At 65.9% G+C, this 13009-nt stretch carries 12 protein-coding genes; all 12 read left to right on the top strand.

Annotation, left to right across the window (positions count from 1 at the left end):
• Nucleotides 1–32 precede the first annotated feature (32 nt).
• Nucleotides 33–509, top strand: a complete 477-nt coding sequence (locus AC1D12_RS10975; protein ID WP_477840403.1) for a NuoB/complex I 20 kDa subunit family protein — start codon at nucleotides 33–35, stop codon at nucleotides 507–509.
• An 8-nt stretch (nucleotides 510–517) separates the two neighbouring features.
• Nucleotides 518–1114 carry an NADH-quinone oxidoreductase subunit C gene (locus AC1D12_RS10970; protein ID WP_477840401.1) on the top strand — a complete coding sequence of 199 codons (597 nt, stop codon included), beginning with the start codon at nucleotides 518–520 and terminating at the stop codon, nucleotides 1112–1114.
• A 24-nt stretch (nucleotides 1115–1138) separates the two neighbouring features.
• On the top strand, nucleotides 1139–2404 hold the full coding sequence (locus AC1D12_RS10965) for an NADH-quinone oxidoreductase subunit D (protein WP_477840399.1): 1266 nt from the start codon (nucleotides 1139–1141) through the stop codon (nucleotides 2402–2404).
• Nucleotides 2401–2883 carry an NADH-quinone oxidoreductase subunit NuoE gene (gene nuoE / locus AC1D12_RS10960; RefSeq protein ID WP_047502920.1) on the top strand — a complete coding sequence of 161 codons (483 nt, stop codon included), beginning with the start codon at nucleotides 2401–2403 and terminating at the stop codon, nucleotides 2881–2883. The genes AC1D12_RS10965 and nuoE overlap by 4 nt, the downstream gene beginning before the upstream one ends.
• A gap of 20 nt (nucleotides 2884–2903) precedes the next feature.
• A complete protein-coding gene (nuoF, locus tag AC1D12_RS10955) occupies nucleotides 2904–4271 on the top strand; it encodes an NADH-quinone oxidoreductase subunit NuoF (RefSeq protein ID WP_477840397.1) in 1368 nt (455 codons plus the stop codon).
• 23 nt (nucleotides 4272–4294) lie between these two features.
• Complete coding sequence (gene nuoG / locus AC1D12_RS10950) at nucleotides 4295–6619, top strand: NADH-quinone oxidoreductase subunit NuoG (protein ID WP_477826891.1); 2325 nt, start codon at nucleotides 4295–4297, stop codon at nucleotides 6617–6619.
• Between the two features lie 13 nt (nucleotides 6620–6632).
• Nucleotides 6633–7697 carry an NADH-quinone oxidoreductase subunit NuoH gene (gene nuoH, locus AC1D12_RS10945; RefSeq protein WP_477840395.1) on the top strand — a complete coding sequence of 355 codons (1065 nt, stop codon included), beginning with the start codon at nucleotides 6633–6635 and terminating at the stop codon, nucleotides 7695–7697.
• 12 nt (nucleotides 7698–7709) lie between these two features.
• On the top strand, nucleotides 7710–8207 hold the full coding sequence (gene nuoI / locus AC1D12_RS10940; protein ID WP_047502912.1) for an NADH-quinone oxidoreductase subunit NuoI: 498 nt from the start codon (nucleotides 7710–7712) through the stop codon (nucleotides 8205–8207).
• A gap of 135 nt (nucleotides 8208–8342) precedes the next feature.
• Nucleotides 8343–8990 carry an NADH-quinone oxidoreductase subunit J gene (locus AC1D12_RS10935; RefSeq protein ID WP_047502910.1) on the top strand — a complete coding sequence of 216 codons (648 nt, stop codon included), beginning with the start codon at nucleotides 8343–8345 and terminating at the stop codon, nucleotides 8988–8990.
• Nucleotides 8987–9313, top strand: coding sequence for an NADH-quinone oxidoreductase subunit NuoK (gene nuoK, locus AC1D12_RS10930; protein ID WP_047594472.1), 327 nt, complete (start codon nucleotides 8987–8989; stop codon nucleotides 9311–9313). Before AC1D12_RS10935 ends, nuoK begins: the two co-directional genes overlap by 4 nt.
• A gap of 7 nt (nucleotides 9314–9320) precedes the next feature.
• Nucleotides 9321–11378, top strand: a complete 2058-nt coding sequence (gene nuoL, locus AC1D12_RS10925; protein WP_465114364.1) for an NADH-quinone oxidoreductase subunit L — start codon at nucleotides 9321–9323, stop codon at nucleotides 11376–11378.
• A gap of 23 nt (nucleotides 11379–11401) precedes the next feature.
• Nucleotides 11402–12877, top strand: coding sequence for an NADH-quinone oxidoreductase subunit M (locus tag AC1D12_RS10920; RefSeq protein WP_477840392.1), 1476 nt, complete (start codon nucleotides 11402–11404; stop codon nucleotides 12875–12877).
• Nucleotides 12878–13009 lie beyond the last annotated feature (132 nt).

Genomic DNA, 13009 nt, shown 5'->3' with positions numbered 1-13009 from the left:
GAAAAAGGGCGCCCTGGACTGGGAGTAATCAGATGAGCATTGATGGCGTTCTGAAAGAAGGCTTCGTCACGACCAGCGTCGACACGCTGATCAACTGGTCGAAGACCGGATCCCTGTGGCCGATGACCTTCGGCCTCGCGTGCTGCGCGGTCGAGATGATGCATGCGGGCGCGGCCCGCTACGACATCGATCGCTTCGGCATGCTGTTCCGTCCCAGCCCGCGCCAGAGCGACCTGATGATCGTCGCCGGCACGCTGTGCAACAAGATGGSRCCGGCRCTGCGCAAGGTSTAYGACCAGATGGCCGAGCCGCGCTGGGTGCTGTCGATGGGCTCGTGCGCCAACGGCGGCGGCTACTACCACTACAGCTACTCGGTGGTGCGCGGCTGCGACCGCATCGTGCCGGTCGACGTCTACGTGCCCGGCTGCCCGCCGACGGCCGAGGCGCTGCTGTACGGCGTGCTGCAGCTGCAGACCAAGATCCGCCGCGAAAACACGATCGCTCGCTGAAAGCCCGCATGAGCAAACTCGATACCCTGCAGGCCGCGCTCGAAGCGGCCTTTGCCGGCAAGATCAAGCGCCTGGTGCGCGACCGCGGTGAACTCACGCTGACCGTCACCGCCGAGCACTACGCTGCGGTGGCGCTCGCGCTGCGCGACGACCCGGCGCTGCGCTTCGAGCAGCTGGTCGACCTGTGCGGCCTCGACTATTCGTCGTACAAGGACCAGCCGAACGAAGGCCTGCGCTACTGCGTGGCCTCGCACCTGCTGTCGATCACGCACAACTGGCGGCTGCGCCTGAAGGTGTTCGCACCCGATGATGACCTGCCGATGGTGGCGTCGGTCAACGAGATCTGGAACKCSGCCAACTGGTTCGAGCGCGAGGCCTTCGACCTGTACGGCATCCTGTTCGACGGCCACGTCGACCTGCGCCGCATCCTGACCGACTACGGCTTCATCGGCCACCCGTTCCGCAAGGATTTCCCGACCTCCGGGCACGTCGAGATGCGCTACGACCCCGAGCAGAAGCGGGTGATCTACCAGCCGGTGACGATCGAGCCGCGCGAGATCACGCCGCGCATCATTCGCGAAGACAACTACGGTGGCCTGCACTAGGGGCTCGCGCCTCGAGGCAACGACATGGCAGAGATCAAGAACTACACGCTGAACTTCGGCCCGCAGCACCCGGCCGCGCACGGTGTGCTGCGCCTCGTGCTCGAACTCGACGGCGAGGTCATCCAGCGCGCCGACCCGCACATCGGCCTGCTGCACCGCGCGACCGAGAAGCTGGCCGAAAGCAAGACCTACATCCAGTCGCTGCCCTACATGGACCGCCTCGACTACGTGTCGATGATGGCCAACGAGCATGCGTACTGCCTGGCCATCGAGCGCCTGATGGGCGTCGACGTGCCGCTGCGCGCGCAGTACATCCGCGTGATGTTCGCCGAGCTGACCCGCATCCTGAACCACCTGCTGTGGCTGGGTGCGCACGGGCTCGACTGCGGTGCGATGAACATCCTCATCTACTGCTTCCGCGAGCGTGAGGACATCTTCGACATGTACGAGGCGGTGTCGGGTGCGCGCATGCACGCGGCCTACTTCCGCCCGGGCGGCGTCTACCGCGACCTGCCCGATGCGATGCCGCAGTACAAGGCATCGAAGGTCCGCAATGCCAAGGCCATCGCGCGGCTGAACCAGAACCGCCAGGGCTCGCTGCTCGACTTCATCGAGGATTTCAGCAAGCGCTTCCCGAAGAACGTCGACGACTACGAGACGCTGCTCACCGACAACCGCATCTGGAAGCAGCGCACCGTCGGCATCGGCGTCGTGAGCCCCGAGCGCGCGCTGAACCTGGGCTTCAGCGGCGCGATGCTGCGCGGCTCGGGCATCGCCTGGGACCTGCGCAAGAAGCAGCCCTACGACGTCTACGACAAGATGGACTTCGACGTGCCGGTCGGCGTCAACGGCGACACCTACGACCGCTACCTGGTGCGCGTCGAGGAGATGCGCCAGGCCAACCGCATCGTCCAGCAGTGCGTCGATTGRCTGCGCGCAGACTCGGCAAAAGGCGCCGGCCCGGTGATCACCGCGAACCACAAGGTCGCGCCGCCCGGACGCGTGGACATGAAGTCCAGCATGGAAGAGCTGATCCACCACTTCAAGCTCTTCACCGAAGGCTTCCACGTGCCCGAGGGCGAGGCCTACGCGGCGGTGGAGCACCCGAAGGGCGAGTTCGGCATCTACATCGTCAGCGACGGTGCGAACAAGCCGTACCGCCTGAAGATCCGCGCCCCCGGCTTCGCGCACCTGGCTGCGCTCGACGAGATGGCGCGCGGCCACATGATCGCCGACGCCGTTGCCGTGATCGGCACCATGGACATCGTGTTTGGAGAGATCGACCGATGATTTCGGAATCGACCCGCGTCCGCTTCGACCGCGAAGTGGCCAAGTACCCCGCCGACCAGAAGCAGTCCGCCGTGATGGCCTGCCTGGCCATCGTGCAGCAGGAGCAGGGCTTCGTCTCGGCCGACAGCGAGAAGCTGATCGCCGAGTACCTCGGCATGCCGCCGATCGCGGTGCACGAGGTGACGACCTTCTACAACATGTACAACCAGCAGCCGCTGGGCAAGTTCAAGCTCAACGTCTGCACCAACCTGCCGTGCCAGCTGCGCAGCGGCCAGACCGCGCTCGAGCACCTGTGCGGCCGGCTCGGTGTGGAAGAGGGCGGCACCACCGCCGACGGGCTCTTCACCGTGCAGAAGAGCGAATGCCTGGGTGCCTGCGCCGACGCGCCGGTGATGCTGGTCAACGACCGCCAGATGTGCAGCTTCATGAGCGAACAGCGCCTCGACGAACTCGTCGACACGCTGCGCGCGGCGAAGTAAAGGGAAACGGGAACCGAACCATGTCGCAACCCCTGTTGGACCTCTCGAAGTTCCAGTCCACCGGCACCGAGACCTGCTTCCACGGCCGCCACATCGGCGCGCAGATCTATGCCGACCTGAACGGCAGCAACTGGTCGCTGAAGGACTACGTTGCGCGCGGCGGCTACCAGGCGCTGCGCAAGATCCTGACCGGTGAATTCCAGGGTGCCACCGGCGAGCCGATGACCCCCGAGCAGGTCATCGCCGAAGTGAAGACCTCCGGCCTGCGCGGCCGCGGCGGCGCGGGCTTCCCGACCGGCCTGAAGTGGAGCTTCATGCCGCGCCAGTTCCCGGGGCAGAAGTACCTCGTCTGCAATTCCGACGAAGGCGAGCCGGGCACCTGCAAGGACCGCGACATCCTGATGTTCAACCCGCACATCGTCATCGAAGGCATGGCGATCGCGGCGTTCGCGATGGGCATCAGCGTCGGCTACAACTACATCCACGGCGAGATCTTCGAGGTGTACGACCGCTTCGAAGCCGCCCTGGAAGAAGCACGTGCGGCCGGATTCCTCGGCGACAAGATCCTCGGCTCGAACTTCAGCTTCCAGCTGCACGGCGCGCACGGTTTCGGCGCCTACATCTGCGGCGAAGAGACCGCGCTGCTCGAATCGCTCGAAGGCAAGAAGGGCCAGCCGCGCTTCAAGCCGCCGTTCCCGGCCAGCTACGGCCTGTACGGCAAGCCGACCACGATCAACAACACCGAGACCTTCGCCGCGGTGCCGTGGATCATCCGCAACGGCGGCCAGCCCTACCTCGAGATCGGCAAGCCGAACAACGGCGGCACCAAGATCTTCTCGGTKGYSGGCGAYGTCGAGCKSCCCGGCAACTWCGARGTMCCSMTGGGYACGCCGTTCTCSARGCTGCTCGARCTCGCCGGCGGCGTGCGCAAGGGYCGCACGCTGAAGGCGGTGATCCCGGGCGGCTCGTCGGCACCGGTGCTGCCGGCCTCGATCATGATGGACACGACGATGGACTACGACGCCATCGCGAAGGCCGGCTCGATGCTCGGCTCGGGCGCCGTCATCGTGATGGACGACTCCCGCTGCATGGTCAAGAGCCTGCTGCGCCTGTCGTACTTCTACATGCACGAGAGCTGCGGCCAGTGCACGCCGTGCCGCGAAGGCACCGGCTGGCTGTTCCGCATGGTCGACCGCATCGAGCACGGGCAGGGCCGCATGGAAGACATCGAGCTGCTGAACTCGGTGGCCGACAACATCCAGGGCCGCACCATCTGCGCGCTCGGCGACGCCGCCGCGATGCCGGTGCGCGCGATGATCAAGCACTTCCGTGATGAGTTCATCCATCACATCGAGCACAAGACCTGCGCGGTTGCGGTCCACGCCTGAGACCCGTCCCGGGGCAACACGACATGATTGAAATCGAACTCGACGGCCAGAAGGTCCAGGTCACCGAAGGCAGCATGGTGATGCATGCGGCCGACAAGGCGGGCACCTACATCCCGCACTTCTGCTACCACAAGAAGCTGTCCATCGCGGCCAACTGCCGCATGTGCCTGGTCGACGTCGAGAAGGCGCCGAAGCCGATGCCCGCCTGCGCGACGCCGGTGACGCAGGGCATGATCGTGCGCACCAAGAGCGACAAGGCGCTGAAGGCCCAGCAGGGCGTGATGGAGTTCCTGCTGATCAACCACCCGCTCGATTGCCCGATCTGCGACCAGGGCGGCGAGTGCCAGCTGCAGGACCTGGCCGTCGGCTACGGCGGGTCGTCGTCGCGTTACACCGAAGAGAAGCGCGTCGTCTTCCACAAGGATGTCGGTCCGCTGATCTCGATGGAAGAGATGAGCCGCTGCATCCACTGCACGCGCTGCGTGCGCTTCGGCCAGGAAGTGGCGGGCGTGATGGAGCTCGGCATGATCCACCGCGGCGAGCACTCCGAGATCACCACCGTCGCCGGCGACACCATCGACAGCGAGCTGTCGGGCAACATGATCGACGTCTGCCCGGTCGGCGCGCTCACCAGCAAGCCGTTCCGCTACAGCGCTCGCACCTGGGAGCTGTCGCGCCGCAAGAGCGTGAGCCCGCATGACGGCACCGGTGCCAACCTGATCGTGCAGGTCAAGAACAACAAGGTGCTGCGCGTCGTTCCGCTGGAGAACGAGGACGTCAACGAATGCTGGCTGGCCGACCGCGACCGCTTCTCGTACGAAGCCGTCAACAGCGACCAGCGCCTGACTGCGCCGATGATCAAGCAGGGCGGCGAGTGGAAGACCGTCGACTGGACCACCGCGCTCGAGTACGTGGCCAAGGGCCTGTCGCAGATCAAGGCCGACCACGGAGCGAAGAGCATCGGCGCCGTCGGTTCGGCGCACGCCACCGTGGAAGAGCTGCACCTGCTCGCGAAGCTGGTGCGCGGCCTGGGCAGCGAGAACATCGACTTCCGCACGCGGCATGCCGATTTCCGCCCGACCGAAGGCATCCAATGGCTCGGCACGACGGTCGCGTCGCTGTCGACGCTGCAACGCGTGCTGGTCGTCGGCTCGTTCCTGCGCAAGGACCACCCGCTGTTCGCGCAGCGCATCCGCCAGGCCGCCCGCAAGGGCGCCAAGGTGCACAGCCTGAACGCGCTGGCCGATGACTGGCTGATGCCGATGGCCGGCCAGCAGGCGGTGGCGCCGAGCGGCTGGGTCGCGGCACTCGCCGGCATCGCGGCCGCCGTGGGCGCGGCCAAGGGCGTTGCCGCGCCGGTGCAGGTGACGGCCGATGACGCGGCGAATGCCGTGGCCGCTGCTGTTGCCACGTCCTTGCTGAGCGGCGAGCGCAAGGCCGTGCTGCTCGGCAATGCCGCCGCGCAACACCCGCAGGCCGCCGAGCTGCTGTCGCTGGCGAACTGGATCGGTGCGCAGACCGGCGCGAGCGTCGGCTACCTCACGGCTGCCGCCAACACCGTCGGCGCGCAACTCGTCAATGCGCTGCCGGGCAACGGCGGGCTGAACGCCGGCGAGATGCTCGGCGGATCGCTGCGCGCCTGCCTGCTGCTGAACGTCGAGCCCGAGTTCGATGCCGCCAACCCGCTGGCCGCGAAGACCGCGCTGCAGTCCGCCGACATGGTGGTCGCGCTGACCTCGTTCAAGGATGCCGCGCTCGACGTGGCCGACGTGCTGCTGCCGATCGCGCCGTTCACCGAGACCTCGGGCACCTTCGTCAATGCCGAAGGCCGCGTGCAGGGCTTCCATGGCGTCGTGAAGCCGCTCGGCGACACCCGCCCGGCCTGGAAGGTGTTGCGCGTGCTGGGCAACGTGCTGGGCCTGAAGGGCTTCGAGCAGGAAACCTCCGATGAAGTGCGCGCCGAGGCGCTGGGCGACGTGAGCACGATCGCCTCGCGCCTGAGCAATGCAGGTTCGCAAGCAGTCAAGCTGGCCGCCCCGGCCGGTGGCCTGGAACGCATCGCCGACGTGCCGATCTACGCGGCCGACAGCCTGGTGCGCCGTGCCACGTCGCTGCAGCTGACGGCAGACGCCCGCCCGCCGGTCGCGTCGCTGGGCAGCGCGCAGTGGTCGCAGCTCGGCCTGAAGGACGGCGACACCGTGCGCGTCTCGCAGGGCGGGGCGGCGATCACGCTGCCGGCGCGCCTGGACGCGAGCCTGGCCGCCAACACCGTCCGCGTTCCCGCCGGCCATGCGCTGACCGCCGCGCTCGGCGCGATGTTCGGCCCGCTGTCGATCGAGAAGGCCTGAGCCCACCCACACCATGATCGATACCTTCAACCTCTACGGCACCCAGTACCTGGGCGCGGCCTGGCCGGTGGTCTGGACGCTGATCAAGATCATCGTCGTGATCCTGCCGCTGCTCGGCTGCGTCGCCTACCTGACGCTGTGGGAGCGCAAGGCCATCGGCTGGACGCAGATCCGCCCGGGCCCGAACCGGGTCGGCCCGTGGGGCCTGCTGACGCCGATCGCCGATGCGGTCAAGCTGATCTTCAAGGAGATCATCCTGCCGACCGCGGCGAACCGCCCGCTGTTCCTGATCGGCCCGGTGATGACGATCATGCCGGCGCTGGCCGCGTGGGCCGTCATTCCGTTCGGCCCCGACGTGGCGCTCGCCAACATCAACGCCGGCCTGCTGTTCCTGATGGCGATCACCTCGATGGAGGTCTACGGCGTGATCATCGCCGGCTGGGCCTCGAACTCGAAGTACGCCTTCCTCGGCGCGCTGCGCGCCTCGGCGCAGATGGTCAGCTACGAGATCGCGATGGGCTTCGCGCTGGTCGTCGTGCTGATGGTGAGTGGCAGCCTCAACATGACCGACATCGTGCTCGGCCAGGGCAAGGGCTTCGGCGCGAGCCACGGCTTCACGGTCTTCTCGTGGAACTGGCTGCCGCTGCTGCCGATCTTCGTCGTCTACTTCATCTCGGGCCTGGCGGAGACCAACCGCCACCCGTTCGACGTCGTCGAAGGCGAATCGGAGATCGTGGCCGGCCRCATGGTCGAGTACTCGGGCATGGCGTTCGCGATGTTCTTCCTCGCCGAATACGCCAACATGATCCTGGTGTCGATCCTGTGCGTGACGATGTTCCTCGGCGGCTGGCTGTCGCCGCTCGACTTCGCGCCGTTCACCTGGATCCCGGGCTGGATCTGGCTGGGTCTCAAGACCTTCGTCGTCGTGACCATGTTCCTGTGGGTGCGCGCCACCTTCCCGCGCTACCGCTATGACCAGATCATGCGCCTGGGCTGGAAGATCTTCATCCCCATCACGCTGGTGTGGCTGGTGGTCGTCGGGCTGTGGCTGCAGTCCCCCCTCAGCCTCTGGAAGTAAGGAGAGAAGACCATGTCTGCAGTGGCTTCCATCAAGGACCTGTTCTCGAGCTTCATGCTCACCGAGCTGTTCAAGGGCCTGGCCCTGACCGGCCGGCACTTCCTGTCGCCGCACATCACGGTGCAGTTCCCCGAGGAGAAGACGCCGGCCTCGCCGCGCTTCCGCGGCCTGCACGCGCTGCGCCGCTACGACAACGGCGAAGAGCGCTGCATCGCCTGCAAGCTGTGCGAAGCGGTGTGCCCGGCGATGGCGATCACGATCGAATCCGAGGTGCGCGACGACGGCTCGCGCCGCACGACGCGCTACGACATCGACCTGACCAAGTGCATCTTCTGCGGCTTCTGCGAAGAGAGCTGCCCGGTCGACTCGATCGTCGAGACGCACATCTTCGAATACCACGGCGAAAAGCGCGGCGACCTGTACTTCACGAAGGACATGCTGCTGGCCGTCGGTGACCGCTACGAGGCCGAGATCGCCGCCAACAAGGAGGCAGACGCCAAATATCGTTGACCCCCCCGAAGCGCCTTCGGCGCCTCCCCCCAGGGGGCACCGCCAGCGGCCCGGCAAAGCCGGTTCCGCGGCGGTCGCTGGGCAGGAAGCTCTGATGTGCTTTTGGGTGAAGCGATAGAAACCGGCAAAGCAAATATGGACATCCCGACCGCGCTTTTCTACATCTTCTCGGCCGTGCTGCTGGGAGCTTCGTTCCGCGTCATCACCGCGCGCAGCCCGGTGCATGCCGCGCTGTTCCTGGTGCTCGCGTTCTTCTCGGCGTCCTGCGTCTGGATGCTGCTGCACGCCGAGTTCCTCGCGATCTCGCTGGTGCTCGTCTACGTYGGCGCCGTGATGGTGCTGTTCCTGTTCGTCGTGATGATGCTCGACATCAACGTCGACTCGCTGCGCCAGGGCTTCTGGACGCACTTCCCGGTCGCGGCGCTGGTCGGCGTGATCATCGTGCTGGAAATGGCCGCGGTGCTGATCCCCGGCTTCGACGTGCGCACCGCGCCGGCGACCGACCCGGTCGCCATGCAGCTGGGCAACACCAAGCTGCTGGGCATCCAGATCTACTCGCACTACCTGTACCCGCTGCAGATCGCGGCCGTGCTGCTGCTGGTGGCGATCGTCGCGGCGATCGCGCTGACGCTGCGCCAGCGCAAGGATTCGAAGGCGATGGATGCGTCGCAACAGGTTCGCGCGAAGAAGGCCGACCGCGTGCGCATCGTCAAGATGGCCGCCGACGTGGAACCGCCGCCTGCACCCCCTGCCGCACCCGCAGCCGGAGACTCCAAGCCATGAACGCCTTCGCCCTCGGCCCCGTCACGCTGGGCCACTACCTGACGCTGGGCGCGATCCTGTTCGCGCTGTCGGTGATCGGCATCTTCCTGAACCGCAAGAACCTGATCGTGCTGCTGATGGCCATCGAGCTGATGCTGCTGGCGGTCAACCTGAACTTCGTCGCGTTCTCCCACTTCCTGGGCGACATGGCGGGGCAGGTGTTCGTGTTCTTCATCCTGACCGTCGCGGCCGCCGAGTCGGCGATCGGCCTGGCGATCCTGGTCGTGCTGTTCCGCAATCGCGCGACGATCAACGTCGACGAGCTCGACTCCCTGAAGGGCTGAGCACCACATGTCCGCAACACTCTCCCAGAACATGCTGCTCGCGGTGCCGCTGGCACCGCTGGTCGGCGCTGTCGTCGCCGGGCTCTTCGGCAAGCAGGTGGGCCGCCGCGGCGCGCACACCGTGACCATCCTCGGCGTGCTGATCGCCTTCATCATCTCGGCGATGACGCTGAAGGCGGTGGCCGTCGACGGTGCGCGCTTCAACGCCACCATCTACGAGTGGATGACGCTCGGCTCGCTGAAGATGGAGATCGGCTTCCTGGTCGACGGCCTGACCGCGATGATGATGTGCGTCGTGACCTTCGTGTCGCTGATGGTGCACATCTACACCATCGGCTACATGGAAGAAGACCCGGGCTACCAGCGCTTCTTCTCGTACATCTCGCTGTTCACCTTCTCGATGCTGATGCTCGTGATGAGCAACAACATGCTGCAGCTGTTCTTCGGCTGGGAGGCGGTGGGCCTGGTGTCGTACCTGCTGATCGGCTTCTGGTTCACGCGGCCGACGGCGGTGTTCGCCAACATGAAGGCCTTCCTGGTGAACCGGGTCGGCGACTTCGGCTTCATCCTCGGCATCGGCCTGCTGCTGGCCTTCGGCAACACGCTGAACTACAGCGAGATCTTCGCGAAGGCGCCCGAACTGGCCAAGGCCGTGTTCCCCGGCACCGAGTGGATGCTGCTGACGGTGGCCTGCATCTGCCTGTTCATCGGTGCGATGGGCAAGAGCGCGCAGGTGCCGCTGCACGTGTGGCTGCCCGACTCGATGGAAGGCCCGACGCCGATCTCCGCGCTGATCCACGCGGCGACGATGGTGACGGCCGGCATCTTCATGGTGGCGCGCATGTCGCCGCTGTTCGAGCTGTCCGACGTGGCGCTGAGCTTCGTGYTGGTGATCGGTGCGATCACCGCGCTGTTCATGGGCTTCCTCGGCATCATCCAGAACGACATCAAGCGCGTCGTCGCGTACTCGACGCTGTCGCAGCTCGGCTACATGACGGTGGCGCTGGGTGCCTCGGCCTACTCGGTCGCGGTGTTCCACCTGATGACGCACGCGTTCTTCAAGGCGCTGCTGTTCCTCGGGGCCGGCTCGGTGATCATCGGCATGCACCACGACCAGGACATCCGCAACATGGGCGGCCTGCGCAAGTACATGCCGATCACGTGGATCACGTCGCTGCTGGGGTCGCTCGCGCTGATCGGCACGCCGCTGTTCTCGGGCTTCTACTCGAAGGACAGCATCATCGAGGCGGTGCATGCGAGCCACCTGCCGGGCGCCGGCTTCGCGTACTTCGCGGTGATCGTCGGCGTGTTCGTGACGGCCTTCTATTCGTTCCGGATGTACTTCCTGGTCTTCCACGGCAAGGAGAACTTCCGCCACAAGCCGTTCCCCGGCGAGCACGACCATCACGATGACGAGCATGGGCACGACGAGCACGGCCACCACGAGCCGCACGTGCCGCACGAATCGCCGTGGGTCGTCACCGCGCCGCTGCTGCTGCTGGCGATCCCGTCGGTCGTGATCGGCTTCATGACGATCCAGGGCATGCTGTACGGCGGCTTCTTCGAGGATTCGATCTTCATCAACCCGGAAAAGCATCCGGCGATGGAAGAGATGAAGAACGAGTTCCACGGTGCCGTCGCGATGGCGCTGCACGGGCTCACGTCGCTGCCGTTCTGGCTGGCGCTGGCCGGCGTCGTCACCGCCTACGTGTTCTACATGGTCAAGCCGGCCATTCCGGCGTGGATCAAGTCGAAGTTCGGCTTCGTCTACACCGTGCTCGAGAACCGGTACTTCTTCGACTGGTTCAACGAGCGCGTGCTGTCGGCCGGCGCGCGCCTGCTGGGCCGCGGGCTGTGGAAGGGCGGCGACGTCGGCATCATCGACGGCGTGCTGATCGACGGCTCGGCGCGTGCGGTCGGCGCGTTCGCCTCGGTGGTGCGCGTCGTGCAGACCGGCTACCTCTACTGGTATGCGCTGGTGATGATCCTCGGCGTGATCCTCCTGATGACCTGGCAGCTGTGGGGCCCGCTGATGAGTGCGGCCGGCAGCCTGTTCGGCAAGTAAAAGCGGCACCGGAGAACAAGAACATGGGTTTGTTGAGCCTTGCCATCTGGCTGCCGATCGTCGCGGGCGTCGTCCTGCTGCTGGTCGGCCGCGACGAGCATGCCGATGCGGTGCGCTGGATCGCGCTGGTCGCCGCGATCGCGAGCTTCGCGGTCACGATTCCGCTGATCACCGGCTTCGATGCCGGCACCGCCGCGATGCAGTTCCAGGAGAACCTGGACTGGATCGAGCGCCTGAACGTGCACTACCACCTGGGGGTCGACGGCATCTCGGTGTGGTTCGTGCTGCTGACCGCCTTCATCACGATCATCGTCGTGATCGCCGCGTGGCAGGTGATCACCGAGCGCGTCAACCAGTACATGGGCGCGTTCCTGATCCTGTCGGGGATCATGGTCGGCGTGTTCAGCGCGCTCGACGGCCTGCTGTTCTATGTGTTCTTCGAGGCCACGCTGATCCCGATGTACATCATCATCGGCGTGTGGGGCGGCCCGCGCCGGGTGTACGCCGCGTTCAAGTTCTTCCTGTACACGCTGGCCGGCTCGCTGCTGATGCTGATCGCGCTGATCTTCCTGTACTTCAAGTCGGGCGGCAGCTTCGAGATCCYCGCGTGGCACAAGCTGCCGCTGAACATGAACACGCAGACGTTGCTGTTCTTCGCGTTCTTCGCGGCCTTCGCGGTCAAGGTGCCGATGTGGCCGGTGCACACCTGGCTGCCCGATGCCCACGTCGAGGCGCCGACCGGCGGCTCGGTGGTGCTGGCCGCCATCATGCTGAAGCTCGGCGCCTACGGCTTCCTGCGCTTCTCGATGCCGATCGCGCCCGACGCGAGCCATGCGTACGACTGGTTCATCATCGCGCTGTCGCTGATCGCCGTGGTCTACATCGGGCTGGTCGCGCTGGTGCAGCAGGACATGAAGAAGCTGGTGGCCTATTCGTCGATCGCCCACATGGGCTTCGCGACACTCGGCTTCTTCATCTTCAGCGAGCTGGGCGTGTCCGGCGCGCTGGTGCAGATGATCTCGCACGGCTTCGTGTCGGGGGCCATGTTCCTGTGCATCGGCGTGCTCTACGACCGCGTGCACTCCCGCGAGATCTCGAGCTACGGCGGCGTCGTCAACACGATGCCGAAGTTCGCCACGTTCGCGGTGCTGTTCGCGATGGCCAACTGCGGCCTGCCGGGCACCGGCGGTTTCGTCGGCGAGTGGATGGTGATCCTCGGTGCCGTGAAGGCCAATTTCTGGCTCGGCGCACTGGCGGCCACCACGCTGGTGTTCGGCGCGGCCTACACGCTGTGGATGGTCAAGCGCGTCTATTTCGGCCCGGTGGCCAACGAGGACGTGCGTGCCCTCGAAGACATCAACGCCCGCGAATTCCTGATGCTCGCCCTGCTGGCCGTGGCCGTGCTGTGGATGGGCGTGTACCCGAAGCCCTTTACCGACACCATGCACGTCAGCGTCACCGAGCTGCTGAAGCACGTGGCCGTCTCGAAACTGAATTGAAGCGGCGGCAATGATGATCAAAGACATGAACTGGCTGGCCGTCTACCCGGAACTGGTGCTGCTCGTGATGGCCTGCGTGGTCGCGATGGTCGACCTGTGGGTCACCGATCCGAAGCGCACGCCCACCTACTG

The sequence above is a fragment of the Rhizobacter sp. P1_G5 genome, from assembly GCF_056405435.1.
This window is presented reverse-complemented; position numbering and strand designations above follow the sequence as displayed.

Bases quoted from the DNA above. Each gene is read 5' to 3' on its own strand.
- nuoE (WP_047502920.1), top strand. From the start codon at position 2,401: ATGATTTCGGAATCGACCCGCGTCCGCTTCGACCGCGAAGTGGCCAAG.
- nuoG (WP_477826891.1), top strand. From the start codon at position 4,295: ATGATTGAAATCGAACTCGACGGCCAGAAGGTCCAGGTCACCGAAGGC.
- nuoI (WP_047502912.1), top strand. From the start codon at position 7,710: ATGTCTGCAGTGGCTTCCATCAAGGACCTGTTCTCGAGCTTCATGCTC.
- nuoK (WP_047594472.1), top strand. From the start codon at position 8,987: ATGAACGCCTTCGCCCTCGGCCCCGTCACGCTGGGCCACTACCTGACG.